This is a genomic window from Pseudomonas sp. IT-196MI5 (assembly GCF_949767415.1).
Classification (GTDB): Bacteria; Pseudomonadota; Gammaproteobacteria; order Pseudomonadales; family Pseudomonadaceae; genus Aquipseudomonas.
Window position 1 is genome coordinate 41,225 of the sequence record NZ_CATKPZ010000077.1, and the last position, 26,063, is coordinate 67,287.

Here is a 26,063-nt window from a genome sequence, read left to right on the forward strand (position 1 = left end):
CTGACGGAGAGACCTGCCTTGGATTGGCACACCCTGCTTACCCGCGAACGCCTCGGAAAACCTCTGCACAGCCCTGAAGAGCTCGGCCGCAGCCCTTTTCACAAAGACCACGACCGCATTATTTTCTCGGGCGCTTTCCGCCGCCTCGGGCGCAAGACCCAGGTCCATCCGGTGTCCAGCAATGATCACATTCATACGCGCCTGACCCACTCGCTGGAAGTCAGTTGCGTGGGTCGCTCACTGGGCATGCGGGTCGGCGAAACCATCCGCAATGCCCTGCCCGACTGGTGCGAACCCAGCGACCTGGGAATGGTGGTGCAATCGGCTTGCCTGGCACACGACATCGGCAACCCGCCTTTCGGCCATTCCGGTGAAGACGCGATCCGGCACTGGTTCCAGCAAGCCGCCGGCCGTGGCTGGCTGGATGCAATGAATGAAGCCGAGCGCAATGACTTCCTGAATTTCGAAGGCAATGCCCAGGGCTTTCGGGTACTCACTCAACTGGAGTATCACCAGTTCGACGGCGGCACCCGACTGACCTATGCAACGCTGGGCACGTACCTGAAGTATCCATGGACGGCCAGGCACGCCGACTCGCTGGGCTACAAGAAACACAAGTTCGGCTGTTATCAGAGCGAGCTGCCGCTACTCGAGCAGATCGCCCATAAACTTGGCCTGCCACAACTGGAGGAGCAACGTTGGGCGCGACATCCTCTGGTGTACCTGATGGAGGCTGCCGACGACATCTGCTATGCACTGATCGACCTGGAAGACGGCCTGGAAATGGAGTTGCTGGAATACGCCGAAGTCGAGTCCCTGCTGCTGGGGCTGGTGGGCGATGACTTGCCTGAGACCTATCGCCAGCTCGGTCCCGGCGATTCGCGCCGACGCAAACTGGCGATCCTGCGCGGTAAAGCCATAGAGCACTTGACCAATGCCGCGGCCCGGGCGTTTGTCGAGCAACAGGATGCGCTGTTGGCCGGTACGCTTTGCGGCGACCTGGTGGAACACATGCACGGTCCCGCCAAGCGTTGCGTGCTGAATGCCAAGGACATGGCCCGCAAGAAAATCTTCCAGGACAAGCGCAAGACTCTGCACGAGATCGGTGCCTACACCACACTGGAAATCCTGCTCAACGCCTTTTGTGGCGCAGCGCTGGAGCAACACAATGGACGTACGCCGTCGTTCAAGAGCCGTCGTATCCTTGATCTGCTGGGCAACAATGCACCCGACCCTCATGGCCCCTTGCACACTTCGTTTTTGCGCATGATTGATTTCATCGCTGGCATGACCGACAGCTATGCCAGTGACATGGCCTTGGAAATGACCGGACGCGCCAGCCACTGAGGTGTATCGATTGATCAGCCATTACGGCATTCGTAATGGCTGATCCCCCCTTCAAACTCCAACAGCACTCAAGTTTCATCGAATCGCCCTACAGCACCTGTCGAGCAAACTGATCGCTTGTCCGGCACTCTCGCGAAACAATCGCCCTCCCTTCTGTTTGACAGATGAAGTACTCCCCATGGCCGAAGACGATCTACGCATCCTCGTGGTGGAAGACCACCCCTTCCAACTAATAGCCACTCAATACCTGCTGGAAAGTTATGGCTTCACCCGGCTGACTACTTCCGATAGCGCCAAAGGCGCCATGCAACAAATGCTCAGGGCCGACCAACCGTTCGACATTCTTCTATGCGATCAATGCCTGCCCGATCTGACGGGACTCGATCTGGTCCGGTTCGCCAGCCAGCGAGGGCTGATCAGACAGGCGATCATTCTGAGTAGCCTGACACCGTCTGAATTGGATGAGCTTGTAAAAACGGCCACTGATTACGGGCTGCCATTATTGGGATACTTGATAAAACCGCTGAAACAATCTGAATTTAGAGACTTATTGACCTCAGCACCACTATAGAAAAAAGAAACATATAAAAGCCAGAAAAAACCCAGCGTAAAACTTACAAACAACTTCCTTCCAAAGTGCACCAAAGCGCTGGACTTTCTTATCCTTCCTAATAAGAAACCTAGTTGATACGTAGTCCCATTCCTTTTAATTTGTAGGATTTCTCCTATATTGCTGCTGAAGCTCGGTCAGTTCATGCGGCCCTTCAAGTATCTGAGCTAAGGTGCGCGCTTTATTTGAGCTCGCATGGGACTTGATTATGAACTCCGTTTTTATTGTCGACGATCACCCGGTTATCCGCCTTGCCGTTCGAATGCTGCTGGAACATGAAGGTTACAAAGTCGTTGGCGAAACTGACAATGGGGTCGACGCCATGCAGATGGTTCGCGAATGCATGCCGGATCTGGTCATTCTCGACATCAGCATTCCAAAACTGGATGGCCTGGAAGTGTTATCCCGATTCAACGCAATGAATACACCTATTAAAACACTGGTACTGACAGCACAATGCCCGACACTTTTCGGCATTCGTTGCATGCAATCCGGCGCCTCGGGCTATGTCTGCAAACAAGAAGACATCAGTGAACTGGTCAGCGCCATAAAAGCGGTATTTGCAGGTTACAACTATTTTCCGAGCGAGGCCTTGAACCCCATCCGCGGAGATGAAACACGCTGCATCGAACTGGAACTGTTCAAATCCGTAAACGACCGGGAACTGATGGTCTTGCAACTTTTTGCCCAAGGTCGCACAAACAAGGAAATCGCCAACGGGATGTTTCTGAGCAACAAGACCGTGAGCACCTACAAAAAGCGCCTCATGCAGAAGCTCAAAGCCAAATCCCTGGTTGAACTAATCGAGTTGGCTAAACGAAACGCGCTAGTGTGAGCCCCTCGATGCCCAGCCGTTTGAAAGTTTATCTGATACAGGTGACTGCTGGTCTATGCCTGAGCACCTCGTTGTTCGGGGCACCGAACAGTGAACACTACACGCTGCTCAGCCGTTCGAAGGCCGGAGCAATGGAGGTTCGACTGGATGAATCCCAACGGCAATGGATAAAACAAAAACATGAACTGACGCTCGGGACGTCGGCCCCGGACTACCCCCCTTTCGACCTGACCACCAGTGGGCAAGACTATGAAGGGTTTACCGCCGATTACGCGGGTCTTCTGGGAAAAATAACCGGTTTGCCCGTCACGGTTCAGCGTTTCGAATCCCGAGGGGCCGCGATCGCTGCACTGGAAAGCGGCGAAGTCGATCTGCTAGGCACCGCCAATGGATTCGAAGCTGGCAATGCCGACATTGCACTGTCGATACCCTATGCCGTCGACCAACCCGTATTGGTGACCCGCGAAAGGGAAACCCGATCCCTCACCGATGGCCTGGCTGGATTGCGCCTGAGCATGGTGTATCACTACTTGCCGCTGACGGAAGTCAGGGCGCTGTATCCGAAGGCGATCATCACGTCCTATCCCTCCTACCAGAATGCAATCAACGCCGTTGCTTTCGATCAGGCGGACGTGTTTCTCGGTGATACCATTTCAACTCACTACATGATCAACAAGGGATACCTGAACAACATCCGGATGGCCAACTTCGGAAAACATGAAGCCTATGGTTTCAGCTTCGCCGTTAACAGGAACAACCCCGAGCTGCTTGGCATCATCAACGCGACGATCACGGCCATCCCCTCCAGTGAACGGGAAAACATCGCCAAACGCTGGAGCGCCGGTAGCGACATTCTGCTGACCGATCAAAAGTTGCAACTTACTGACAGGGAAGAACGCTGGCTGGCACGCCACCCGATAGTGCGCGTCGTCGTCAACGAAGCCTTTGCGCCACTGACATTTTTCGATAGCAACGGTAACTTTCGCGGGGTCACCGCAGATTTGCTTGAGCTGATCAGGCTGCGCACCGGCTTGCGCTTTGACATCCAGCGCAGTCGGAGCGATGACGAGATGATCAAACAGATCAAGAACAACAAGGCTGATGTGATCGCCGCGTTGCTTCCCAGCGCACAACGTCAAACCCAACTGAACTTTACCCGACCCTTTCTGGAAAATTCCTACGTCCTGCTAACCCGCAAAGCCGCCGACAGCCCGACCAACCTCGTGCAGCTGCAGGACAAGCGCTTGGCCATTGCCCGCGGTAATCCACTCATGGACTACCTGCGCAGAGAATTTCCCCGGATCAAGTTGATCGAAACCCCGGACACCTTCAGCGCCGTAGAGTTACTTGCCGGAGGCCAGGCCGAGGGCGCGGTGAACTCACTGATCATTGCCAATTACTTCATTTCGTCGCGACTGTTCGAGCACACACTGCAAATCAGCACCACCATCGGCACCGAGCAGGCAGCGTTTTCCCTTGCCACTGCTCAGGGCGCCAAAGAGCTGAACGCGATTCTCGACAAGGCGTTACTAAGCATCTCGCCAGAAGAGCTGGGCATCATCAACAGCCGTTGGCGCGGCTATTCGGCGTCTTCGCAAAACACCTGGCGCAACTATCAACGACTGTTCTACCAGATCGTCATCGGTGCCGGCGTGCTGTTGCTGATTTCCATTGCGTGGAACGACTACATGCGACGCCAGATCAAGCAACGCAAGGCCGCCGAGCGTGCGTTGAACGATCAGTTCGAGTTCATGCGATCGCTGGTCAATGGCACGCCCCATCCGATCTACGTACGTGATCGCCAGGGGCTACTGCAAAGTTGCAACGACAGTTACCTGCAAGCGTTCAGCGCCAGGCGTGAAGATGTCATCGGCAAAAGTGTCATGCAGGGATCGATGAGCAATGTATTCGAAGCCCGGGAGTACCAGGCTGACTACCAACGCGTGGTGGCCGAGGGCAGGCCTTTGATCGTCGATCGCGAACTGCATATTGGCGGCCGGCGGCTGACGATCTATCACTGGATTCTTCCCTATCGGGACTCCAGCGCAAAAGTGCAAGGCATTATCGGTGGCTGGATCGATATCAGCGAACGGCGGCAACTGCTCGATGATCTGCGTTGCGCGAAAGAACGTGCCGATAACGCCAACCGGGCCAAAAGCACGTTTCTGGCCACGATGAGCCATGAGATCCGCACGCCGATGAATGCAATCATTGGCATGCTTGAACTGACACTCAAGCGTCTTGATCATCAGCACCCGGAGCGTGCGGCCATCGATGTCGCGTACAACTCGGCGAAAGGGTTGCTGGAGCTGATTGGCGACATTCTCGACATTGCCAGAATCGAATCAGGACGCTTGAGCCTGAGCCCGGAGCGCGTTAGTCCGGGTGAACTCGTAGCCTCGGTCGTGCGGATTTTCGATGGCCTGGCCCGACAGAAGGAGCTCGAGCTGGTACTGGAGTTTCCATCGGCCAACCCGACCGCCGATGTGTTGCTGGACCCTTTGCGCTTCAAGCAAGTGCTGTCCAACCTGATCAGCAATGCCATCAAGTTTACCGAGCAAGGTCAGGTCCGGGTCATTGTCGATCTGCAGCCGGCAACGCAATCCGGGCACGTGCAGATGCGGGTGCAGGTTCACGACAGTGGTATCGGGATCAGCGAACAGGATCGACAGCACCTGTTCGAACCCTTCGCCCAGGCCGACAACGCCATGCAATCGGCCAGGGGGGGCGCAGGGCTGGGGCTGGTAATCAGCCGCAACCTCTGCGAGATGATGGGCGGCAGTCTGCAATTGCGCAGCGAGCCGGGCGTCGGCACTCAAGTGGAGATGTTGCTGCTGCTGGAAACGTTGCCGCCGCAACAGTCAGCCCAGGTGGTCGAAACGCAAATCATCGTCGCCACAACCCCGTTGAGTGTGCTGGTAGTCGACGATCACTCGGCCAATCGCTTGCTCACCTGCCAGCAACTGGAGTTTCTTGGACATCGATTTACCGTCGCGGCCAATGGCCAGGAGGGACTGGATGCATGGAAAGACCAAGCGTTTGATCTGGTAATCGCCGATTGCAACATGCCGGTCATGAACGGTTACGAGCTGGCCCGCGCCATTCGCCAGCATGAACGACAAAACCATCGTCCTCCCTGCACCGTTCTCGGCTTTACCGCCAACGCCCAACCGGAAGAAGTACAGCGCTGCAAACAGGCGGGAATGGACGACTGCCTGTTCAAACCCCTCAGCCTCGGTGCCTTGAGTCAATGGGTGGAAGGCATTGGGCCCACCCAGGCAACCCCGGCGTTCAACCTGCACGGGTTGAAACTGATGACCGGAGGCAACCCGATGTTGAACCGGCGATTGCTCAACGAGTTGGTGAATAGCAACCGCCAGGATCTGCAAACACTGTTGGCACTATCCAGCCCAGGGGATACGCAGGCGCTGCAGGACATTGCCCACAAAATCAAAGGCGCAGCCCGGATAGTGCAGGCATCCCGCTTGATCGACCGCTGCGAGGCACTCGAAGCAGCCTGTCATGAGGATTTCGACCGCGAAAAAGTGGCTGCATGCTGCAAATCCATGGAGCGCGCCATGCTTGAGCTGGAGGACGCGTTACTACGTCAGATCGAGCACTACGACGAAGGCAAAGTGACAGAGCCTTGACGATGCCTTCACCCTCGGCAGGGTGTTGACCGTCATGGAGAAAACCGGCGTCAGGCCTGCTGCTCAAGGCAGGCCCGGGGTCTTGATCAGCAGTCGGTCAGGCGCAGGAAAATCGCCGCCAGCTGTTCGATTCCTGCCTGGTCCTGTGCAGTGAAACGCGCCAGTTTCGGACTGTCGAGATCGAGCACGCCGATCAATCGGCCGTCCTTGACCAGCGGCACCACCAGTTCGCTGTTCGAGGCGCTGTCGCAGGCAATGTGACCGGGAAACGCGTGCACATCTTCGACCAACTGAGTCTGCAAGGTGGCTGCCGCAGTCCCGCATACACCGCGACCGAACGGAATCCGCACGCAAGCGATCTGCCCCTGAAACGGCCCCAGCACCAGTTCTTCATGGCGGTTGAGGTAGAAGCCGGCCCAGTTCAAGTCATCGAGCTGATTGAACAGAAACGCCGAGAACTGCGCGGCATTGGCGATGAAATCCCGCTCGTCCGCCAGCAAGGACTCCAGTTGCGCGTACAGCATGCCGTAGCCTTCGAGGCCCTGGCCGCTCTTTTGTAAATCGATCATGCCTTGTGCTCCAACAGTTTCAGCCCGACCCAATAACGGGCAAATTGATAAGCGCAACGTCCATTGCGATTGCCTCTGCCTGTGGCCCAGCGTACCGCCAGAATGTCCAGTTCCTCGGTGCGCTGCCACGCCAGTCCGGCCTTGCCGGCCAACTGGCCGATCCAGTGTTCGACGACGTCGAGGAAGTGTTCCTGGGTAAACGGATAGAACGACAGCCACAGGCCGAAGCGGTCCGATAGCGCGATCTTGTCTTCCACCGCCTCGCTTGGATGCAATTCTCCGTCGACCCGTTTCCAGTTTTCGTTGTCGCTTTCCTTTTCCGGCACCAGGTGGCGACGGTTGGACGTGGCGTACAGCAAAACGTTGTCCGGCGCCTGTTCCAGCGAGCCATCGAGGACGCTTTTGAGCACTCGGTAATCACCCTCGCCCGACTCGAAGGAAAGGTCATCGCAAAACAGCACGAAACGCTGGGGCAGTTTGCCAATCTGTTCGACCACTCGCGGCAGGTCTGCCAGGTGATCACGCTCAATCTCGATCAAGCGCAAACCGGCTTGAGCGTGCTCGGCCAACAAGGCGCGCACCAGTGACGACTTGCCGGTGCCGCGCGAGCCCCAGAGCAAGGCGTGGTTGGCGGGCATGCCATCGAGAAACTGTCGGGTATTGCGCCCAAGCTGCTCGACTTGCCGGTCGACGCCGATCAAGTCCGACAGGCGCATGTCGAGGCAAACCTCCAACGGCATCAGATAACCGCTGCGCGACTCACGCTGCCAGCGAGCGGCCAGGCATTGCGTCCAGTCGATGGCTGGCCGAGGGGCCGGCAGCAATGGCTCGATACGGGCCAGAACGGCATCGGCGCGTTCAAGAAAAGCATTCAATCGGGAATCCACGACTTCTCCTCGGGCACGTTCACAGTAATGATGGTGATACAGCGACGAAACACAGCGTCACACAAGCGGCGGCCCCCGCAGTACAGGCCTCGCGAGAACATCAACAGGCAGGCATGATCGACTATGCTTGAGCAGCGAAAGGAAACGGAAGTGGTTCACCCCTCCATGGACATCAAATTCACCAACCGGCTGTCATTCAAGCAAGCCCGGCTTACCGTGCTGGTCGGTTTCATTCTGGGCACGCTGCTCAGCCTGCTGCAAATAGGCATCGATTATGCCAGTGAAGACGCCTCCATCAATCGTGAAATCCTTTCATTACTGGAAATCAGCCACAACCCGGCCTCGCGAATTGCCTACAACATCGACGCCGAACTCGCCAAGGAACTGACCCTGGGCCTGCTGCGCTCGCCAGCGATCACTGGCGTGAAACTGACCGACAACAACGGCACCGTGCTGGCCAGCGTCAAGCGACCCGGTGTGGAAAACGGATACCGGATGCTCAGTGACTTCCTGTTCGGTGCCAACCGACAGTTCGAAGACCGGCTTTACCTCGATCATTTACCCAACGAATCCCTGGGTACGCTACGACTGAACGTCGATACTTACGCTTTCGGCGACCGGTTCCTGCGCCGGGCCGAAGTGACCCTGCTCAATGGTTTCGCCCGCAGCCTGCTGCTGTCCGGCATCCTGCTGGCGCTGTTCTATGTGATGCTGACCAAGCCCCTGGTGCGGGTCATCCGTGAACTCAGCGGTCGCGACCCGAGCAGCACCGAGCCGACCTCACTGGAGTGTCCCGCCGGGCACGCCGACGATGAGATCGGCGTGTTGGTCAAGGTTGCCAACCAGCAATTCAAAAACATCGCCACCGAAATCCAGCAGCGGCGCAATGCGGAAAACCGCCTGACCGAGTATCTCGGCCAGCTGGAAAACATCGTCTCGGCCCGTACTGCCGAACTCAACGCGATCAATGCCCGGCTGAGCCAATCCAACGAGGAACTGGAAGTCGCTCGCAGCACAGCACTGGACATGGCCGACGCCCGCTCGGTGTTCCTGGCCAACATGAGCCATGAAATCCGCACGCCCCTCAATGGCTTGCTCGGGATGATCGCGCTGTCCCTCGACGGGCCGCTGACTGCCGAACAACAGCAACAGCTGTCCATCGCCCATGACTCGGGCAAAGTGCTGGTGGAATTGCTCAACGATATTCTCGACCTGTCGAAGTTCGATGCCGGCCAACTCGAACTCGAACACATCCCCTTCGACCTCGGCTCGCTGATCGAAGACACTGCCAACCTGTTATCGCAGAACGCCGCCCCCAGCGTCGAGCTGACCTGCCTGATCGACCCGCATTTCCCGACACTCGTGCTCGGCGACCCGACCCGGGTGCGGCAGATCGTCAGCAATCTTCTGTCCAACGCCCTCAAATTCACCCGTTTCGGGCGTGTCGACGTGCGTCTGTCGACGTTCGGGGACGGCGTCAGAATCGAAGTCTGTGACACCGGCATCGGCATCCCTCAGGATGCCCAGGTGAAAATTTTCCAGCCTTTCACTCAGGCCGGCGCCGGTATTACCCGCCAATTTGGCGGCACCGGGCTGGGCCTGGCACTGACCTACAACCTTTGCGAAGCCATGCAAGGGCGCCTGACGATCGACTCCGAGCCGGGTTTTGGCAGCCAGTTCTGCGCGGACTTGCCATTGCCCAGCCATACCCGTGCAATGCCTGCTGTTTCGCTCAAGGGCAAAGTCATCGCCATCACGGCCGCCAGCAGCGGGCTGGGCGAACTGCTGAACGGCCTGTTGCCTGGCTGGGGCCTGGACTACGAACGACGCTCTATGGATGACCCACTGCTTGGCCTGGCGGCCGACGTGCTCATCACCGACTGCCCCGAATGCCTGTTCAATTTGCGCCCCACCCTCAGCGCGCCGATCCTGCTGGTTACCGCTTATGGCAATTTCATGCCCAGTGAAGAGGTCAACGCCCTTGCCCCCTTGCAACAGCAGGCCCGCCCTCTGGCACGCAATACGCTGCATCAGTTGTTGCGGCGAATCCTGCAACCGCAAACCCACCCGATCAACAATGTCCCACTCGACGCGCAAAGCCCGCAGCGCCGCGGGCGCGTGCTGCTGGTGGAAGATAATCCGGTCAACCAACTGGTGGCCAAGGGCATGCTCGGCAAACTCGGCTGCGAGGTAACCACCGCGGCCCATGGTGGCGAAGCACTCGATCAACTCGAACAACGGGAGTTCGATCTGGTGCTGATGGACTGCAACATGCCAGTGATGGACGGCTATGAGGCCAGCCGGCAAATCCGCCGCAGCGGCCGCTGGCCCCAACTGCCCATCGTCGCCCTGACGGCCAACGCCATGTCGGAAGAGCGCGAACGCTGTCGTGCCGCGGGCATGAGTGACTACCTGGCCAAACCCTTCCGGCGGGAAGAACTGGCCACCCTGCTGGACTTGTGGATTCCCGCTACGACAGCGCCTTGATCTGTCCCAACAAGTGATCGAGGCCATCGCGCAAATCGTTGAGACGGTTCAGGTCGACCCCGCTGTCGCACAACAGGCGGGCCTTGAGTGGCCCGACCTGATCGCGCAGGGCCGTGCCGGCTGGCGACAGACTCAGATGCACTTCACGCTCATCGCGCGCCGAACGCTGACGCTGCACCAATTGCAGTTGTTCGAGGCGCTTGAGCAACGGAGTCAGCGTGCCGGAATCCAGGGCCAGGCGCTCGCCCAGCGCCTTGACGGTCGGCTGCTCCGGGGCCGCTTGCTGCCACTCCCACAGCACCAGCATCGCCAGGTACTGAGGGTAAGTCAGGCCCAACTGATCGAGCATTGGCTTGTAGGCGCGAATGACCGCCCGGGAAGCGGCGTACAGCTTGAAACACAGCTGGCTGTCGAGCTTCAGGGAATCGACTGACAAGGTATTCATTTGAGCAGGGCTTCGATCTCGCGGGTCAGGTCCTGCGGCTTGGTCGCCGGAGCGAAGCGCTTGACCAGTTGCCCGTCCTTGCCGATCAGGAACTTGGTGAAGTTCCACTTGATGCCCTGGGAACCCAGCACACCCGGTGCGCGCTTTTTCAATTGCACGAACAGTGGATGGGCGTCGGCACCGTTTACGTCGATCTTTTTGAACAACGGGAAGCTGACACCGAAGTTCAGTTCGCAGAATTCGGAGATCGCCCCTTCGTTGCCCGGCTCTTGCTTGCCGAACTGGTTGCAGGGAAAACCGAGCACCACCAGGCCCTGGTCCTTGTAGGTCTGCCACAGCTCTTCCAGGCCTTTGTACTGCGGAGTGAAACCGCACTTGCTGGCCGTGTTGACCACCAGCACGGCCTTGCCGGCGAAATCCGCCAGGGTCTTTTGCTCACCCTTGATGGTGGTGCAAGGGATGCTCAGCAGGTTGTCGCTCATGTTTGAGGGTCCGAGTGAATGGAAGAAATAACAAAATAGCGAGCAATTGAATTGCGTGCAATTTAAATAATCGATCTCCCCCCAATACAGATTTACTGTAGGAGCTGGCTTGCCAGCGATGGCGTCCTTTAATGCACCGCTGTACTTGAGGGCCTCTTCGCTGGCAAGCCAGCTCCTACAGGGCTCGCATTACGAGCGGGGCACCAGGTCCAGGCACACCGAGTTGATGCAATAGCGCAGACCGGTCGGCGGTGGACCATCAGGGAATACATGCCCCAGGTGCGCGTCGCATTTGGCGCAGACCACTTCGGTGCGGATCATGCCATGGCTGACATCACGGATTTCGGTCATGGCGCTGTTGCCGATCGGCGCATAGAAGCTCGGCCAGCCACAGCCGGAATCAAACTTGGTCGAGGAGTCGAACAGCGGCTCGTTACAGCAGATGCAGTGGTAGATACCGTCGGTCTTGGTGGCGTTGTATTTGCCGGAAAACGGACGTTCGGTGCCTTTGAGACGGCACACGTTGTACTGCTCTGGGTCGAGCATCGCCTTCCATTCTTCCAGGGTTTTTTCCAACTTTTCCATCATCACACCTCAGCGGCTGAAAAAGCCCGATCTGTACCTTTTCCACGGATCGGGCGGCACGTATGATTGCGCCTCGTCAAACGCCAGTCTGGCAGCCAGTCCACGCGCATTCAAACGGAAATATGGGTGCTGCATCTCAAGGCGTCAGGCCTGTGTGAATACGCAGGATTCCCAGCACGGTTGTCCAAAGGCCGTCTGGATCGTTCATTTTCGGGAACACATCGCCATGCAGGTCAGCAAATCGAACAAGCTCGCCAACGTCTGCTACGACATTCGCGGCCCGGTGCTCAAGCACGCCAAGCGCCTGGAAGAGGAAGGCCATCGCATCCTCAAGCTGAACATCGGCAACCCGGCGCCTTTTGGTTTCGAAGCACCGGATGAAATCCTCCAGGACGTGATCCGCAACCTGCCGACCGCCCAGGGCTATAGCGATTCCAAGGGCCTGTTCAGTGCGCGCAAGGCCGTGATGCAGTACTACCAGCAAAAGCAGGTGGAAGGCGTCGGCATTGAAGATATTTACCTGGGCAACGGCGTTTCCGAACTGATCGTGATGTCGATGCAGGCCCTGCTCAACAATGGCGACGAAGTGCTGGTGCCGGCGCCGGACTATCCGTTGTGGACCGCAGCCGTGAGCCTGTCCGGCGGCAATCCGGTGCATTACCTGTGCGACGAGCAAGCCAACTGGTGGCCGGACCTGGCCGACATCAAGGCCAAGATCACCCCGAACACCAAGGCCCTGGTGATCATCAACCCGAACAACCCGACCGGCGCGGTGTATTCGAAGGAAGTGCTGCTGGGCATGCTGGAACTGGCCCGCCAGCACAATCTGGTGGTGTTCTCCGACGAGATCTACGACAAGATTCTCTACGACGATGCCGTGCACATCTGCACCGCCTCCCTGGCGCCGGACCTGCTGTGCCTGACCTTCAACGGTCTGTCCAAGTCCTATCGCGTGGCCGGCTTCCGTTCCGGCTGGATCGCCATTTCCGGCCCGAAACACCACGCACAGAGCTACATCGAAGGCATCGACATGCTGGCGAACATGCGTCTGTGCGCCAACGTGCCGAGCCAGCATGCGATCCAGACCGCCCTGGGTGGCTATCAGAGCATCAATGACCTGGTGCTGCCGCAGGGCCGCCTGCTGGAGCAACGCAACCGCACCTGGGAGTTGCTCAACGACATTCCGGGCGTGAGCTGCGTCAAGCCGATGGGCGCGCTATATGCATTCCCGCGGATCGACCCCAAGGTCTGCCCGATCCATAACGACGAAAAGTTCGTCCTGGACCTGCTGCTCTCCGAAAAGCTGCTGGTGGTACAAGGCACCGCCTTCAACTGGCCATGGCCAGACCACTTCCGCGTCGTGACCCTGCCGCGTGTCGATGAGCTGGAGATGGCCATCGGACGCATCGGTGGCTTCCTCAAGTCCTACCGCCAGTAAACGATCTGTCACCGTGCGACGCCCCCCGAACGTCGCACGGTGATTCATCCGGCAACATTTGTTTGCATTGCGCCACTGGCAGTCGCTTTGTCGCTGCCGGACAGCGCCTTGCCTGCTCACGCCTAACAAAGGCGGGGCCTTCGACACGAATTGACTGACAAACACTTCCCGCATACTTGTCGGAAATGCCCTGCAAGCAGCTAGACTGTTGCCGTAGGACACAGTTTGAAATAGTCACCCGGTTGAATACCCCGGTGCAGCACCTTATATACCCCGCAGTACGCTACATCTTTAGCATGAGGAGATTTCTACAACCATGATGCGCATCCTGCTGTTCTTGGCCACTAACCTGGCGGTCGTGCTGATTGCCAGCATCACCCTGAGCCTTTTCGGCTTCAACGGGTTCATGGCGGCCAATGGGGTTGACCTCAACCTCAATCAGCTGCTGATTTTCTGTGCGGTCTTTGGTTTCGCAGGTTCATTGTTCTCGCTGTTCATCTCCAAGTGGATGGCGAAAATGAGTACCAGCACCCAGATCATCACCCAGCCACGCACCCGTCACGAGCAATGGCTGCTGCAAACCGTCGAGCAACTGTCCCGCGAAGCCGGGATCAAGATGCCCGAAGTCGGTATCTTCCCGGCCTACGAGGCGAACGCCTTCGCTACCGGCTGGAACAAGAACGACGCATTGGTCGCGGTCAGCCAAGGTTTGCTCGAGCGCTTCTCGCCGGATGAAGTGAAAGCCGTCCTGGCCCACGAAATCGGTCACGTGGCCAATGGCGACATGGTTACCCTGGCGTTGATTCAGGGCGTGGTGAACACCTTCGTGATGTTCTTCGCACGGATCATCGGCAACTTCGTCGACAAGGTGATCTTCAAGAACGAAGAAGGCCAGGGCATTGCCTACTACGTGGCGACCATCTTCGCCGAACTGGTTCTGGGCATCCTGGCCAGCGCCATCGTCATGTGGTTCTCGCGCAAGCGTGAATTCCGGGCCGACGAAGCCGGTGCAAACCTGGCCGGTACCGCCGCGATGATTGGCGCCCTGCAACGCCTGCGGGCGGAACAGGGGCTGCCGGTGCACATGCCCGACACCCTGAATGCCTTCGGCATCAACGGCGGCATCAAGCAAGGGTTCGCTCGCATGTTCATGAGCCACCCGCCGCTGGAAGAGCGTATCGACGCACTGGCTCGTCGCCGGGGCTAAGAGGCTCTACCTTGAATAGAAAGGCCCGCAGCGATGCGGGCCTTTTTTTGTCTGCTAATTATTGGTATGTGTGAGGGCCTCATCGCGAGCAAGCTCGCTCCCACAAGGTTTTGTGAACGACGCAGGTCCCTTGTAAGAGCGAGCTTGCTCGCGATGAGGCCAGCAAAAACAACACAGTTTTACCGACTGGAAACCCGATACACCCGCTCCTCAAGCCGCGTGACACCCGCCTCCAGGAATTTCCCGCCTTCACTCAACACATCCTGATCTTCCAGGATCTTCAGCGTCCAGGAATCCCCGAACAACCGCCGCACCTCATCATCGAGTACAGCAAACGGCGGGCCGGGCATTTGCGCCTGGTCATAGTCCAGGGTAATCATCAGGCCAAGGGACTCCTTCGGCAGTATCCGCCTCAAATGGGCGGCGTAGCGCTCGCGCATTTCCGCTGGCAACGCGATCAACGCCGCGCGATCATAAAGCGCGGAGCAATCGGCAACATCGCCTGCCGTCAGCTCGAAGAAATCACCGCACCACAGCTCAATGGAACCTGCCCGATAAACCTTGAACGGCCCCTGCTCGCTGACAGCCGGATCAAAGCCATGTTCGCTGAAAAACTCCTCGACGGCTTTTTCCGACAGTTCGACTCCCAAGACCTCATGGCCTTGATGGGCGAGCCATAGCAAATCCAGGCTCTTTCCACATAACGGCACCAACACGCGCGCGCCTTCTTCAAGGCTTAACGCCGGCCAGAACCGCTTCAGATGAGGGTTCACCTGCGGCAGGTGAAAGCCGATCTGGTTCGCCGCCCACTTTTTGTGCCAAAACTCCGGCTGCATAAATAACCCCGAAAATTCGATCAAAACACCCTAAAACTTATATTAGATTTAGATTAATGATCTGACTGAAGATGTTGCATCTTAACTCTCAGGAGCTCATTCATGTTCCCCAGCCTGTACATTTCCCACGGCTCCCCCATGCTCGCCCTGGAACCCGGCGCCAGCGGGCCGGCACTCGCCCGCCTGGCCGCCGAGATACCGAAGCCAAAAGCCATCGTGATTGTTTCCGCACACTGGGAAAGCAATGAGCTGCTGGTCAGCGGCAATCCACAACCGGAAACCTGGCATGACTTCGGTGGCTTTCCCAAAGCCCTGTTCGAAGTGCAGTACCCAGCCCCAGGCGACCCACGACTCGCCGCAGAGGTTGCCGGGTTATTGAAAACCGCTGGCTTTCCAGCACGTATCGACAGCAATCGGCCTTTCGACCATGGCGTCTGGGTGCCTTTATCGCTGATGTATCCGCAGGCAGACATTCCGATTGTCCAGGTTTCGCTGCCCACCCGTGGCGGCCCCACCCTGCAGACCCGCGTTGGCCACGCGCTGGCCAGCCTGCGCGAGCACGGAGTCCTGCTGATCGGCTCAGGCAGTATCACCCACAACCTGCGGGAACTGGATTGGCATGCCGGCCCCGAGAGTGTTGAGCCCTGGGCCCTGGCGTTTCGCGACTGGATGATCGACAAACTCGCGGCGAACGACGAAGCCGCGCTGCACGACTATCGTGCGCAGGCGCCGAATGCCGTGCGCAACCATCCCAGCGACGAACACTTGTTACCGCTGTACTTTGCCCGGGCCGCCGGTGGGCCGTTCAGCATTGCCCATCAGGGGTTCACCATGGGTGCGCTGGGCATGGACATCTACCGATTCGGCTAGCCCATGGACCGAGTTGCTCCCTTCGCGAGCAGGCTCGCACAGGGCTCAAGCGTCGGCCACAAATCAGCAGGCAAAAAAAATCCCCGAACCAGTCGGGGATTTTTCATGTTCGATCAATCAGCCCGAAAGCGGATCAATCTTCGCGGTAGCGACGCAGCTTCAACTGCTTGCCGGCAACACGAGTGTCCTTCAGCTTGGTCAGCAACTTCTCAAGACCATCTTCCGGCAACTCGACGAGGCTGAAGCTGTCACGGACCTGGATGCGACCGATCGCTTCACGTGCCAGACCACCTTCGTTGAGGATGGCGCCCAGCAGGTTCTTGGCAGCGATACCGTCACGCGCGCCCAGCGCGGTACGGCAACGGGCACGACCTTCAGCCAGAGGTATCGGAGCGCGACGCTCGCGGTCACCACGCTCAGGACGATCACCGGAACGCTCTGGACGATCGCCACGCGGTGCGTTGTTCGGCACCAGTGGACGCTCTTTCTCGATTGCGGCCAGGTTCAGCGCCTGACCGTTGGTTGCCTTGCGCAGCAGGGCTGCGGCCAGGGCACGCGGGCTGCAACCGATGTCGGCGGTCAGGCGATCGAGCAGATCACCGTGAGTCGATTCGGAATCGGCCACCAGCGGCGACAGGCTGTTGGTCAGTTTCTTGATGCGCGCATCCAGAACGGCTTGAGCGTCCGGCAGGCGAACTTCAGCAACCTTTTGACCGGTTACACGCTCGATCACTTGCAGCATGCGGCGCTCACGCGGAGTCACCAGCAGCAGTGCACGACCTTCGCGACCGGCGCGGCCGGTACGGCCGATACGGTGAACGTAGGACTCCGGGTCGTACGGCATGTCAACGTTGAACACGTGAGTGATGCGCGGAACGTCCAGGCCACGGGCAGCAACGTCGGTCGCCACAACGATGTCCAGACGGCCATCCTTGAGGGAGTCGATCACGCGCTCACGCTGGTTCTGGGCGATGTCACCGTTCAGCGCAGCGGCTTTGTAGCCTTTGGCTTCCAGGGCACTGGCCAGGTCCAGGGTCGCTTGCTTGGTGCGCACGAACATGATCAGGGCGTCGAAATCTTCCACTTCCAGCAAGCTGAGAACGGCCGAAGTCTTCTGGTCAGCGTGAACCAGCAGGTGAGCCTGCTCGATCGCGGTAACGGTCTGGGTCTTGGTCTGGATCTTCACGTGTTGCGGATCGCGCAGGTGGCGTTCGGCAATGGCACGGATCGACTGCGGCAAGGTGGCCGAGAACAATACGGTCTGACGGGTTGCAGGCAGAGCCTTGAAGATAACTTCCAGGTCGTCCATGAAGCCCAGCTTGAGCATTTCGTCGGCTTCGTCGAGAACCAGGTGGTTCACGGTCGCCAGTACTTTTTCGTCGCGACGCAGGTGGTCGCACAGACGGCCCGGAGTGGCGACAACGATCTGTGCGCCATTACGGATTGCTTTCAGCTGTGGGCCCATCGGCGCGCCGCCGTAGACAGCCACAACAGTTACGCCCGGCATTTGCTTGGCGTAGGTTTCGAAAGCGGTTGCAACTTGTAGCGCCAACTCACGAGTTGGGGCCAGGATCAGGGCTTGCGGTTCGCGCTTTGCAGGATCGATGCGATGCAGGATCGGCAGGGCGAACGCAGCGGTTTTACCCGTACCGGTTTGCGCCTGACCAATCATGTCGTGACCGGCCATGATGATCGGGATCGATTGCTGCTGAATAGCCGATGGTTCTTCGTAGCCAGTCGCGGTGACGGCTGCAAGAATATTCGGATTAAGATTAAAAGCGGCGAAGCCGCCGGTTTCCTGGGTCATGGGTCTGCCTCTAAGTGCATCCGCAAAGACCCATGCTCCAAAGCTGCGCGTGCCGTGTTGAGACTCAAGAGTCGCCCTGGCAGCTTTGTCGGCGGGGATTTGCGAAAACGAATGAATGAAAAGAATCGTCAAGGGAGAGTCCGCAGTACGGACGTGCAGCCGAAGCTGACTTCGGGGAATTGCTCTACCTAAACGCGGCCCGGCTAAAGGCCGGCGCGCACTATACCGGAATTTGCCCAAAAAGGGAGCTTTTTTTATCGGAAATCCACCGGATACACCGTTGTGTCACAGGCTTTGCGAATAATCGATCAGCCGTCTACTTTTCAAAGGCCCGGCCTTGCGGGTGATGGCGCTAAAACGGTTCACCCTTTGCCGTGCAGACCGCCGGTCCGGCACGCCTTTCCCACCCCGAGGATCACTCCATGAATCAGCCCAGCTCCAGTCGAGTCAGCCGCGAACGGCATGGTCATGTGTTCATGATCGGTCTGGATCGGGTGGCCAAGCGCAACGCCTTCGATCTCGACCTGCTCAACGCATTGAGCCTGGCCTATGGCGAGTTCGAAGCCGACAGCGAGGCGCGCGTGGCGGTGGTGTTCGCTCATGGCGAGCACTTTACCGCCGGGCTCGACCTGGTCAATGCCAGCGTTACACTCGCCGAAGGCTGGCAGGTACCCGCTGGCGGCTGTGATCCGTGGGGGGTGTTCGCTGGCCCCAGGGTCAGCAAACCGGTAATCGTCGCCGCCCAGGGCTATTGCCTGACCATCGGCATCGAGTTGATGCTGGCCGCTGACATCAACCTGTGCGCCAGCAACACCCGGTTCGCGCAGATGGAAGTGCAACGCGGGCTCTTCCCGTTCGGCGGCGCCACCCTGCGCCTGCATCAAGTCTCCGGTTGGGGGAACGCCATGCGCTGGTTGTTGACCGGTGATGAATTCGACGCCCGTGATGCCTTGCACTTGGGATTGGTGCAGGAAGTCATGGCCAGTGAAGACTTGCTGCCCCGGGCGATTGAACTGGCCGAGCGGATCGCCCGGCAGGCGCCGCTCGGCGTTCAAGCGACGCTGATGTCTGCGCGACAGGCCCGGTATGAAGGGGAAACCGCTGCTGCACAAGCATTGCCTCTGCTAGTCAAGAAGTTGATGGCTAGCGAGGATGTCAAAGAAGGTGTGCGGTCGATGGTGGAGAAGCGGCCTGGAGTGTTCAAGGGGCTTTAGCCCTGTATTGCCAGCTAGAAAGCCATCGCGAGCAAGCTCGCTCCCACCGGGGATCGCAGTCAAATGCGGGAGCGAGCTTGCTCGCGATGGGGCCATCACTGACAATTCAGGTCGCCGGGCGAATGCACTTGATCAACGATTGCAACGAATACCCCAACCGTGGCCCCAGCGCTTCGGCGCGGGCGATCAGGCCGTCCATGTCCAGTTCCTGATCCAGCTCCGACGGCACGATCAGAATCACGTTGCCCTCCTTCACCGGCAGCTCCCAGTAATGTCGGTGGTACAAACCACGCAACAACGCGGCGCCCAAGGGTTTGCCATCGTCGGTAGCCCATTGATTAATGACCAGCCATCCCCCCGGATTCAATCGCTTCTGGCAGTTTTCCAGAAAGCTCCAGGCCAGGTGCCCGACACCCGGGCCGACATCGGTATAAAGGTCGACGAAAATCAGGTCGGCCGACTCAGCCGTGTCGAGCAGTTCCAGGGCATCGCCAACGCGAATGTACAGGCGCGGATCGTCATCCAGCCCCAGGTATTCAATGGCCAGACGCGGTACGTCCGGGCGCAGTTCGATGGCTTCGACATCTTCCAGCGGCAGGAACTTGAGGCAGGCCTGAGTCAGCGTACCGGCGCCGAGACCGAGAAACAGCGCACTTTCCGGTTGCTCGTGGCACAACGCGCCGATCAGCATCGCCCGGGTGTAGTCGTACTCGAGCCAGCTCGGATCGGCCGTGAACACGCAGCTTTGCTCGATGGCATCACCGAACTCGAGAAAACGGTAATCGGCCACTTCCAGCACACGAATCACGCCGAACTCGTCCTGTACCTCGGCGAGCAGATGCTCGACGCGCTCCTCAGTCATTTCATCTCCTGATCGTCACCGGGGCCGGTAACGCAATAACACCGCGTATAGAGAGCGGCAAAGGCGAGATTGTCGGCGAAGCGACGGGAACAGGTCACGCACTAATTTGCTGATAACATGCAGGTCCGAGCGAAAACACTAGAGACCGTGATGAGCCAACCCTGGAGCCCTGACAGCTGGCGCGCCCTGCCGATCCAGCAACAACCCCAATACCCCGACGCCGCGCATTTGCAGCAGGTCGAACAGACTCTGGCCAGCTATCCACCACTGGTGTTTGCCGGTGAAGCCCGGGAGTTGCGCCGTCAGTTTGCCGAGGTGACCCAAGGCCGCGCGTTTCTGTTGCAGGGTGGCGACTGCGCCGAAAGCTTCGCCGAATTCTCCGCGGCGAAAATCCGCGACACCTTCAAAGTGTTGTTGCAGATGGCGATCGTGATGACTTTTGCCGCCGGCTGCCCGGTGGTCAAGGTCGGGCGCATGGCCGGGCAGTTCGCCAAGCCCCGCTCGGCCAACGACGAAACCATCGATGGCGTGACCCTGCCTGCCTACCGTGGCGACATCGTCAACGGCATCGGTTTCGACGAAAAAAGCCGCGTGCCGGACCCGGAGCGCCTGCTGCAGTCCTATCACCAGTCCACTGCCACCTTGAACCTGTTGCGCGCGTTCGCCCAGGGCGGTTTTGCCGATCTGCATCAGGTGCACAAGTGGAACCTGGACTTCATTGCCAACTCGGCACTGGCAGAAAAGTACAGCCACCTTGCCGACCGCATCGATGAAACCCTGGCGTTCATGCGTGCCTGCGGCATGGACAGTTCGCCGCAATTGCGCGAAACAAGTTTCTTCACCGCCCACGAAGCGCTGCTGCTGAACTACGAAGAAGCCTTCGTGCGTCGCGACAGCCTGACCAACGATTACTACGACTGCTCGGCCCACATGCTGTGGATCGGCGACCGTACGCGCCAGCTCGACGGCGCCCACGTCGAATTCCTGCGCGGGGTGAACAACCCGATCGGGGTCAAGGTCGGCCCGAGCATGAACCCCGACGACCTGATTCGCTTGATCGACGTGCTCAACCCGGATAACGACCCGGGTCGCCTGAACCTGATCGCGCGGATGGGCGCGAACAAGGTCGGCGATCACTTGCCGCAGCTGATCCGCGCCGTCGAGCGGGAAGGCAAGCAGGTGCTGTGGAGTTCCGACCCGATGCACGGCAATACGATCAAGGCCAGCAGCGGCTACAAGACCCGCGACTTCGCGCAGATCCTTGGCGAAGTGAAGCAGTTCTTCCAGGTACACGAAGCCGAAGGCAGTTATGCCGGCGGTATCCATATCGAAATGACCGGGCAGAACGTCACCGAATGCATCGGTGGTGCACGGCCGATTACCGAGGACGGTTTGTCGGATCGCTACCACACCCATTGCGACCCGCGGATGAATGCCGATCAGTCGCTGGAGCTGGCGTTTTTGATTGCTGAAACTCTGAAGCAGGTTCGGCGCTAGTTTTTGCTTCTCCGATAGACCGCCATCGCGAGCAAGCTCGCTCCCACATTGACTGCGTCGCTCACAGATTTTGTGTGCGGTGCGGATCCTGTGGGAGCGAGCTTGCTCCGGGCGGCGCTCCGACGATGGCGTCAGATCAATCACCGCCAATTTGTGTGAATGCCACCCGCAACCTTGCCGCACTCGCCCGTGGGCAATTCAGTTGAACCTGCGCCAGTCCCAGCCAATCCGCCATCTGCCGCAGATTGACCGCCAGCGCCAGCATCCCCTCGTCATCCAGTCCCGCCTCCTCCTCATGCACCGCGTGCACCGCCAAACGTCCAGCCTCCCGCTCGGCGCGCAGATCGACTCGCGCGGCAATCCGCTCGTTGTGCAAAAAAGGCAGGACGTAATAGCCGTACACCCGTTTGTCCTGCGGCGTGTAGATCTCCAGCCGATAGCGAAAATCAAACAGCCGCTCGGTCCGGCTGCGCTCCCAGATCAGCGAATCGAACGGTGAGAGCAATGCACTGGCCGCGACTTTGCGCGGCACTTTTGGCTCGGGCAGACAATAGGCCGGTTGCCGCCAGCCCTCGACTTCGCAGGTCAGCAACTCACCGGCCTCGACCAACTCAGCCAATCGTGGGCGACTGTCCGCAGGGTTCAAGCGGAAATAGTCGCGCAAGTCCTTCTCCGTACCGACACCCAGGGCCGTTGCCGCATGCCGCAACAGGCCGCGCTGGGCTTCCTCTTCGCCCAGAATGGGTTGTGCAAGCACCGCCGAGGGAATCACCCGCTCCGGCAGATCGTAGAGCCTTTCGAATCCGCGCCGTCCGGCAACGGTCACTTCACCGGCAGCGAACAACCATTCCAGCGCATGCTTTTCCGCGCTCCAGTCCCACCAGGGACCGGCCCGTTCCTGACGGGTCGACAAACTCCCGGCACCCAGCGCGCCCTGCTGCTCAACAGAAGCCAGCACCCGACGAATCGTGTCTTGCTGTTCACGTCCAAAGCGCGCCAATTGCTGATAAATGTCTTCGCCACGGCTCGCACGCTGCATGCGCCAACACAGCAACGGGTACATGGAAAGAGGCAATAACGAGGCTTCATGGCCCCAGTACTCGAACAACGTACGGCGCCGGCCCTGACTCCAGGCGGCCTGGTCGAGTAAATCGGAAGAATAGTTACCGAGACGGGAAAACAGCGGAAGGTAGTGCGAACGCACCAACGCATTGACCGAATCGATCTGCAAAATGCCCAGCCGTTCGATCAGGCGATTGAGCGCAGCAGCCTTGATCGCCGCTGACGGCTGCCGCCCGTTGAACCCTTGGGCGGACAGCGCCAGACGCCGAGCCTGTTTGAGGGTAAAGGACAATGTTGCGGGCATGGGCGTCTCCTTGTCTGCTCGCAACCTACCTCACCGGTAAGGGGTTTGTGTAGTTTGGGACTCATCATTTATGCATCGGGTCATTCCAGAACGGTTTGATCGACTCGTTCTCCACATCCGCGCGGCTCATGCCGATGTCCTTGAGTGCTTCGTCGCTCAAGCTCGCCAGCATTTCGCGCTCGCGATGCAGTTCGTACCAGCGGCTGACCTTGTGCAGCAGATCGGATATCACGTGAATCGAGTGTTTTTCTGCACCGTGGAATTCATGTTGACCTTTCATCTTGTTGCCCTCCGTTTGGATGGCTCCAGTCTCGCGCCGGGTCTAAGATCAATCCAACGAATGTTTCTGATGTCACATATCTCGGAGATTGATGGATGTCTGCCTACCCGAGTATCGATACCGAAGTGTTGCGCACCTTCGTCGCCATCGCCGACCAGGGCGGCTTTACCCGCGCCGGTGAAATGGTCAACCGTACCCAGTCAGCCGTCAGCATGCAGATGAAACGGCTGGAAGAAGATGTGCTGCAGCGCCAGTTGTTCCAGCGCGACGGGCGGCAGGTGCGGCTGACGGCCGAAGGCCAGGTGTTGCTCGGCTATGCGCGGCGGATTCTCAAGCTGCACAGCGAAGTGTTCAACACCCTGCGCGAACCCGACATGGTCGGCACTGTGCGCATTGGCACGCCGGACGATTATGTGATGCGGTTCCTCCCGGGGATTCTGCGCCGATTTGCCCAGTCCTACCCGCTGATTCAGATCGAAGTGCACTGCGAATCATCCAAACAACTGCTGATGCGCCAGGACCTGGACCTGTCCATCGTGACCCGCGAACCGGGCAGCGAAATCGGGCAGTTGTTGCGCAAGGAGCGTTTTGTCTGGGCCGAGGCGCAATGCTATAGCGCCCATGAGCAGACGCCGCTGCCGCTGGCGATGTTCAACAGTGATTGCTTCTGCCGTCTGTGGGCCTGCAATGCACTCGATGCCATGGGTCGCGATTACCGGGTGGCGTACAACAGCGACAGCCTGTCGGCGATCATGGCGGTGGTCAGCGCCGGCCTGGCCGTCACCGCGCAACTTGAAAGCCTGATTACCACGGACATGCGCATCCTCGGTGAGGCCGAGGATCTGCCGCTGCTGCCCGAGGCCAGCATCATGCTCGTGCGCAACCTGCATAACCCATCGCCGATCACCGAGTGTCTGGCCGAGCACATTGTCGAAGGTTTCAAACCTTGAAGGCGAGCATCGCCGCACAGAACACCAGGAACCCGCAAAACAGCCCGCGCAGCAACCGCTCCGGCAATGCGTGGGCAACCTTCACGCCCCAACTGATGCTCATCAGCCCGCCGACCGCCAAGGGCAAGCCGATCACCCAACTGACCTGATGGTGCACGGCGTATGTCACCAGCGTCACCCCGGTGCTCGGCAAGGCCAGCGCCAACGACAACCCCTGCGCAACCACCTGGCTGGTGCCGAACAGACTGGTCAACACCGGAGTCGCCACCACCGCGCCCCCCACGCCGAACAACCCGCCCATCGTGCCGGATGCAGCGCCAAGCACGCCCAGCCAGGGCCATGAGTAGTTCATCTGCGAAGCCGGCGCAGCGCTGACGGCGAACAGGCGAAGCAAGTTGTAGGCCGCAAGTGCAATTAGAAACGCGACAAAACCTATGCGCATGGTTTGCGCATCAATGCCCACCGCCCAGATCGACCCGAGCCAGGCGAAGCAGAACCCCATGATGGCCAACGGTAGCGCGTGGCGCAGTTCGATCCGGTTGCGCTGATGATAGCGCCACAGCGCCAGCATCACGTTCGGCACCACCATCACCAGTGCAGTGCCTTGGGCAATCTGCTGATCGAGCCCGAACAGCACACCCAGCAGCGGAATGGCGATCAGGCCGCCGCCGATGCCAAACAACCCGCCGAGCGTGCCCAAGGCAGCGCCGAACACCAGATACATCAAGAACTCAATCACAGCATTTTCTCCGTTGCCGTCAGGCCCTTGATCCTACGCAGTTGCTTCTGGCGCGGAAACGCACAGCGACGCACAATGGTTGTGCCAAATTCGCACAAGCGCAAACCTGCCATGAACCCCAATCAACTGACCGACCAACTGGCTGTGTTCCTCGATGTGCTGGAAACCGGCAGTTTTTCTGCCGCCTCGCGCCGTCATCCGCTGACCCCTTCGGCCGTGGCACGGCGTATCGACAGCCTGGAAAACGCGGTCGGCAGCCAGTTGTTCATCCGTAGCACGCATGCGGTACGCGCCACCCCGGCGGGATTGGCCTTTGCCGAGCGAGCACGGCGGATCGTCGCCGAGTTGCGCCTGGCTCGAGCCGAGGCGGTGTCCCTGAGCAGCGTGCCGGAAGGTCTGATTCGTATCGATGCACCAGCAGCCTTTGGGCGTCGGCATCTGGCACCGGTGATTGCCGATTTCCTCATGCTGTATCCCGGGCTCGATGTGCAATTGCACTTGATCGACAGTTTCGTCGACATGCAGGGACAGAACCTCGGCAAGGTCGATCTGGTGCTGCGCGCCGGCCAATTGGCCGACACCCGACTGGTGGCCACGCCGCTGGCGAGCATCGTGCGTATCGCCTGCGCCAGCCCTGAATATTTGCGGTGTCGCGGCGTACCGACCGATCCGTCACAACTGAATGAACACGACGGACTCGATTGGGATGGCCTGGCCCCGCTGTTCGCCTGGCGCTTCGAGCGGGATGGGCAAATGCAGCTGCACCGGCCGGCGCGGGTCCGCATGAGCGCCAACAATGCCGAGGCGCTGGTCTGCGGCGCGCTGGCCGGACTGGGTATCGCGCACCTGCCAACCTGGCTGGCCAGCGAGTACCTGTTGCGGGGTGAGTTGCTGCCGTTGTTCTGCGAAAGCGGCCTGCCGAGACCTGAAAGCGCCGGCATCTATGCCTTGCGCCTGGAACAACAACCCAACTCCCGCAGTCGATTGTTGCTGGAGTACCTGAAAACCCGCTTCAGCCCGGTTCCACCCTGGGATCTACTGCTGCAAACCCATTTGCAACAGCACTGATCAAATTTATCTGGCGCATTAAAGATTCGCCC

The 26,063-nt window shown here is 59.1% G+C and carries 22 protein-coding genes and 1 pseudogene; 12 read left to right on the top strand and 11 right to left on the bottom strand.

The window, feature by feature from the left end:
• The first annotated feature begins 18 nt into the window (after nt 1–18).
• The 4 genes from ACM6IK_RS25960 to ACM6IK_RS25975 all read left to right on the top strand — a co-directional run bounded on the left by ACM6IK_RS25960 (nt 19) and on the right by ACM6IK_RS25975 (nt 6,442).
• Complete coding sequence (locus ACM6IK_RS25960; RefSeq protein ID WP_414876581.1) at nt 19–1,347, top strand: deoxyguanosinetriphosphate triphosphohydrolase; 1,329 nt, start codon at nt 19–21, stop codon at nt 1,345–1,347.
• Between the two features lie 178 nt (nt 1,348–1,525).
• Nucleotides 1,526–1,918 carry a response regulator gene (locus ACM6IK_RS25965; RefSeq protein ID WP_414876582.1) on the top strand — a complete coding sequence of 131 codons (393 nt, stop codon included), beginning with the start codon at nt 1,526–1,528 and terminating at the stop codon, nt 1,916–1,918.
• A 247-nt stretch (nt 1,919–2,165) separates the two neighbouring features.
• The gene (locus ACM6IK_RS25970; RefSeq protein ID WP_414876583.1) at nt 2,166–2,792 is read left to right on the top strand and encodes a response regulator; all 627 of its coding nucleotides are present in this window, start codon (nt 2,166–2,168) and stop codon (nt 2,790–2,792) included.
• Between the two features lie 8 nt (nt 2,793–2,800).
• Nucleotides 2,801–6,442, top strand: coding sequence for a transporter substrate-binding domain-containing protein (locus ACM6IK_RS25975; protein WP_414876584.1), 3,642 nt, complete (start codon nt 2,801–2,803; stop codon nt 6,440–6,442).
• Between the two features lie 86 nt (nt 6,443–6,528).
• Here ACM6IK_RS25975 and ACM6IK_RS25980 read toward each other — a convergent pair whose 3' ends face one another.
• On the bottom strand, nt 6,529–7,011 hold the full coding sequence (locus ACM6IK_RS25980) for a GAF domain-containing protein (protein ID WP_414876585.1): 483 nt from the start codon (nt 7,009–7,011) through the stop codon (nt 6,529–6,531).
• A complete protein-coding gene (locus ACM6IK_RS25985) occupies nt 7,008–7,898 on the bottom strand; it encodes an ATP-binding protein (protein WP_218427736.1) in 891 nt (296 codons plus the stop codon). The genes ACM6IK_RS25980 and ACM6IK_RS25985 overlap by 4 nt, the downstream gene beginning before the upstream one ends.
• A gap of 165 nt (nt 7,899–8,063) precedes the next feature.
• Here ACM6IK_RS25985 and ACM6IK_RS25990 point away from each other — a divergent pair, with 165 nt between their 5' ends.
• Nucleotides 8,064–10,385 carry a response regulator gene (locus tag ACM6IK_RS25990; RefSeq protein ID WP_414876739.1) on the top strand — a complete coding sequence of 774 codons (2,322 nt, stop codon included), beginning with the start codon at nt 8,064–8,066 and terminating at the stop codon, nt 10,383–10,385.
• On the opposite strand, the gene ACM6IK_RS25995 is transcribed toward ACM6IK_RS25990, so the two are convergent.
• The 3 genes from ACM6IK_RS25995 to msrB all read right to left on the bottom strand — a co-directional run bounded on the left by ACM6IK_RS25995 (nt 10,369) and on the right by msrB (nt 11,897).
• The gene (locus ACM6IK_RS25995) at nt 10,369–10,830 is read right to left on the bottom strand and encodes a MarR family winged helix-turn-helix transcriptional regulator (protein ID WP_414876586.1); all 462 of its coding nucleotides are present in this window, start codon (nt 10,828–10,830) and stop codon (nt 10,369–10,371) included. The genes ACM6IK_RS25990 and ACM6IK_RS25995 overlap by 17 nt on opposite strands.
• On the bottom strand, nt 10,827–11,312 hold the full coding sequence (locus ACM6IK_RS26000) for a glutathione peroxidase (protein ID WP_056727098.1): 486 nt from the start codon (nt 11,310–11,312) through the stop codon (nt 10,827–10,829). Before ACM6IK_RS26000 ends, ACM6IK_RS25995 begins: the two co-directional genes overlap by 4 nt.
• A gap of 189 nt (nt 11,313–11,501) precedes the next feature.
• On the bottom strand, nt 11,502–11,897 hold the full coding sequence (gene msrB, locus ACM6IK_RS26005) for a peptide-methionine (R)-S-oxide reductase MsrB (protein WP_414876587.1): 396 nt from the start codon (nt 11,895–11,897) through the stop codon (nt 11,502–11,504).
• A gap of 226 nt (nt 11,898–12,123) precedes the next feature.
• Here msrB and ACM6IK_RS26010 point away from each other — a divergent pair, with 226 nt between their 5' ends.
• On the top strand, nt 12,124–13,335 hold the full coding sequence (locus tag ACM6IK_RS26010; protein WP_115948257.1) for a pyridoxal phosphate-dependent aminotransferase: 1,212 nt from the start codon (nt 12,124–12,126) through the stop codon (nt 13,333–13,335).
• Between the two features lie 316 nt (nt 13,336–13,651).
• Nucleotides 13,652–14,542 carry a protease HtpX gene (gene htpX / locus ACM6IK_RS26015; RefSeq protein ID WP_007973520.1) on the top strand — a complete coding sequence of 297 codons (891 nt, stop codon included), beginning with the start codon at nt 13,652–13,654 and terminating at the stop codon, nt 14,540–14,542.
• A gap of 179 nt (nt 14,543–14,721) precedes the next feature.
• Here htpX and ACM6IK_RS26020 read toward each other — a convergent pair whose 3' ends face one another.
• Nucleotides 14,722–15,378, bottom strand: coding sequence for a thiopurine S-methyltransferase (locus ACM6IK_RS26020; protein ID WP_414876588.1), 657 nt, complete (start codon nt 15,376–15,378; stop codon nt 14,722–14,724).
• A 102-nt stretch (nt 15,379–15,480) separates the two neighbouring features.
• On the opposite strand from ACM6IK_RS26020, the gene ACM6IK_RS26025 reads away from it, so the two are divergent.
• On the top strand, nt 15,481–16,248 hold the full coding sequence (locus ACM6IK_RS26025) for a DODA-type extradiol aromatic ring-opening family dioxygenase (RefSeq protein WP_414876589.1): 768 nt from the start codon (nt 15,481–15,483) through the stop codon (nt 16,246–16,248).
• Between the two features lie 133 nt (nt 16,249–16,381).
• On the opposite strand, the pseudogene ACM6IK_RS26030 reads toward ACM6IK_RS26025, so the two are convergent.
• Nucleotides 16,382–18,089 (bottom strand): annotated as a pseudogene (locus tag ACM6IK_RS26030) (DEAD/DEAH box helicase).
• Between the two features lie 388 nt (nt 18,090–18,477).
• Between ACM6IK_RS26030 and ACM6IK_RS26035 the strand changes: the two are divergent.
• Nucleotides 18,478–19,269 carry a crotonase/enoyl-CoA hydratase family protein gene (locus ACM6IK_RS26035; protein ID WP_414876590.1) on the top strand — a complete coding sequence of 264 codons (792 nt, stop codon included), beginning with the start codon at nt 18,478–18,480 and terminating at the stop codon, nt 19,267–19,269.
• 106 nt (nt 19,270–19,375) lie between these two features.
• On the opposite strand, the gene ACM6IK_RS26040 is transcribed toward ACM6IK_RS26035, so the two are convergent.
• Nucleotides 19,376–20,131 (bottom strand): spermidine synthase, encoded by a 756-nt coding sequence (locus ACM6IK_RS26040; protein WP_218427722.1) that lies wholly within the window; start codon nt 20,129–20,131, stop codon nt 19,376–19,378.
• A 150-nt stretch (nt 20,132–20,281) separates the two neighbouring features.
• Between ACM6IK_RS26040 and ACM6IK_RS26045 the strand changes: the two genes are divergently transcribed.
• Nucleotides 20,282–21,628: a class II 3-deoxy-7-phosphoheptulonate synthase gene (locus ACM6IK_RS26045; RefSeq protein WP_108219634.1), complete on the top strand. Its 1,347-nt coding sequence runs from the start codon at nt 20,282–20,284 to the stop codon at nt 21,626–21,628.
• A 136-nt stretch (nt 21,629–21,764) separates the two neighbouring features.
• Here the strand turns inward: ACM6IK_RS26045 and ACM6IK_RS26050 are convergent, their stop codons facing one another.
• Both ACM6IK_RS26050 and ACM6IK_RS26055 read right to left on the bottom strand, forming a co-directional pair.
• Nucleotides 21,765–22,994: a winged helix-turn-helix domain-containing protein gene (locus tag ACM6IK_RS26050; protein WP_414876591.1), complete on the bottom strand. Its 1,230-nt coding sequence runs from the start codon at nt 22,992–22,994 to the stop codon at nt 21,765–21,767.
• Nucleotides 22,995–23,058: 64 nt separating this feature from the next.
• Nucleotides 23,059–23,274 carry a DUF1127 domain-containing protein gene (locus ACM6IK_RS26055; protein ID WP_108219636.1) on the bottom strand — a complete coding sequence of 72 codons (216 nt, stop codon included), beginning with the start codon at nt 23,272–23,274 and terminating at the stop codon, nt 23,059–23,061.
• Between the two features lie 95 nt (nt 23,275–23,369).
• Between ACM6IK_RS26055 and ACM6IK_RS26060 the strand changes: the two genes are divergently transcribed.
• A complete protein-coding gene (locus ACM6IK_RS26060; RefSeq protein WP_108219637.1) occupies nt 23,370–24,224 on the top strand; it encodes a LysR substrate-binding domain-containing protein in 855 nt (284 codons plus the stop codon).
• Here the strand turns inward: ACM6IK_RS26060 and ACM6IK_RS26065 are convergent.
• A complete protein-coding gene (locus ACM6IK_RS26065) occupies nt 24,214–24,963 on the bottom strand; it encodes a sulfite exporter TauE/SafE family protein (RefSeq protein WP_414876592.1) in 750 nt (249 codons plus the stop codon). The genes ACM6IK_RS26060 and ACM6IK_RS26065 overlap by 11 nt on opposite strands.
• A gap of 111 nt (nt 24,964–25,074) precedes the next feature.
• Here ACM6IK_RS26065 and ACM6IK_RS26070 point away from each other — a divergent pair, with 111 nt between their 5' ends.
• Nucleotides 25,075–26,031, top strand: a complete 957-nt coding sequence (locus ACM6IK_RS26070) for a LysR family transcriptional regulator (protein ID WP_414876593.1) — start codon at nt 25,075–25,077, stop codon at nt 26,029–26,031.
• The last annotated feature ends 32 nt before the right edge of the window (nt 26,032–26,063 follow it).

Bases quoted from the DNA above. Each gene is read 5' to 3' on its own strand.
- ACM6IK_RS26000 (WP_056727098.1), bottom strand. From the start codon at position 11,312: ATGAGCGACAACCTGCTGAGCATCCCTTGCACCACCATCAAGGGTGAG.
- ACM6IK_RS26055 (WP_108219636.1), bottom strand. From the start codon at position 23,274: ATGAAAGGTCAACATGAATTCCACGGTGCAGAAAAACACTCGATTCAC.
- ACM6IK_RS26010 (WP_115948257.1), top strand. From the start codon at position 12,124: ATGCAGGTCAGCAAATCGAACAAGCTCGCCAACGTCTGCTACGACATT.
- ACM6IK_RS25975 (WP_414876584.1), top strand. From the start codon at position 2,801: ATGCCCAGCCGTTTGAAAGTTTATCTGATACAGGTGACTGCTGGTCTA.
- msrB (WP_414876587.1), bottom strand. From the start codon at position 11,897: ATGGAAAAGTTGGAAAAAACCCTGGAAGAATGGAAGGCGATGCTCGAC.
- ACM6IK_RS26040 (WP_218427722.1), bottom strand. From the start codon at position 20,131: ATGACTGAGGAGCGCGTCGAGCATCTGCTCGCCGAGGTACAGGACGAG.
- ACM6IK_RS25990 (WP_414876739.1), top strand. From the start codon at position 8,064: ATGGACATCAAATTCACCAACCGGCTGTCATTCAAGCAAGCCCGGCTT.
- ACM6IK_RS25965 (WP_414876582.1), top strand. From the start codon at position 1,526: ATGGCCGAAGACGATCTACGCATCCTCGTGGTGGAAGACCACCCCTTC.
- ACM6IK_RS26035 (WP_414876590.1), top strand. From the start codon at position 18,478: ATGAATCAGCCCAGCTCCAGTCGAGTCAGCCGCGAACGGCATGGTCAT.
- ACM6IK_RS26045 (WP_108219634.1), top strand. From the start codon at position 20,282: ATGAGCCAACCCTGGAGCCCTGACAGCTGGCGCGCCCTGCCGATCCAG.
- ACM6IK_RS26060 (WP_108219637.1), top strand. From the start codon at position 23,370: ATGTCTGCCTACCCGAGTATCGATACCGAAGTGTTGCGCACCTTCGTC.
- ACM6IK_RS25970 (WP_414876583.1), top strand. From the start codon at position 2,166: ATGAACTCCGTTTTTATTGTCGACGATCACCCGGTTATCCGCCTTGCC.
- ACM6IK_RS25980 (WP_414876585.1), bottom strand. From the start codon at position 7,011: ATGATCGATTTACAAAAGAGCGGCCAGGGCCTCGAAGGCTACGGCATG.
- ACM6IK_RS26020 (WP_414876588.1), bottom strand. From the start codon at position 15,378: ATGCAGCCGGAGTTTTGGCACAAAAAGTGGGCGGCGAACCAGATCGGC.
- ACM6IK_RS26050 (WP_414876591.1), bottom strand. From the start codon at position 22,994: ATGCCCGCAACATTGTCCTTTACCCTCAAACAGGCTCGGCGTCTGGCG.
- htpX (WP_007973520.1), top strand. From the start codon at position 13,652: ATGATGCGCATCCTGCTGTTCTTGGCCACTAACCTGGCGGTCGTGCTG.
- ACM6IK_RS26025 (WP_414876589.1), top strand. From the start codon at position 15,481: ATGTTCCCCAGCCTGTACATTTCCCACGGCTCCCCCATGCTCGCCCTG.
- ACM6IK_RS25995 (WP_414876586.1), bottom strand. From the start codon at position 10,830: ATGAATACCTTGTCAGTCGATTCCCTGAAGCTCGACAGCCAGCTGTGT.
- ACM6IK_RS26070 (WP_414876593.1), top strand. From the start codon at position 25,075: ATGAACCCCAATCAACTGACCGACCAACTGGCTGTGTTCCTCGATGTG.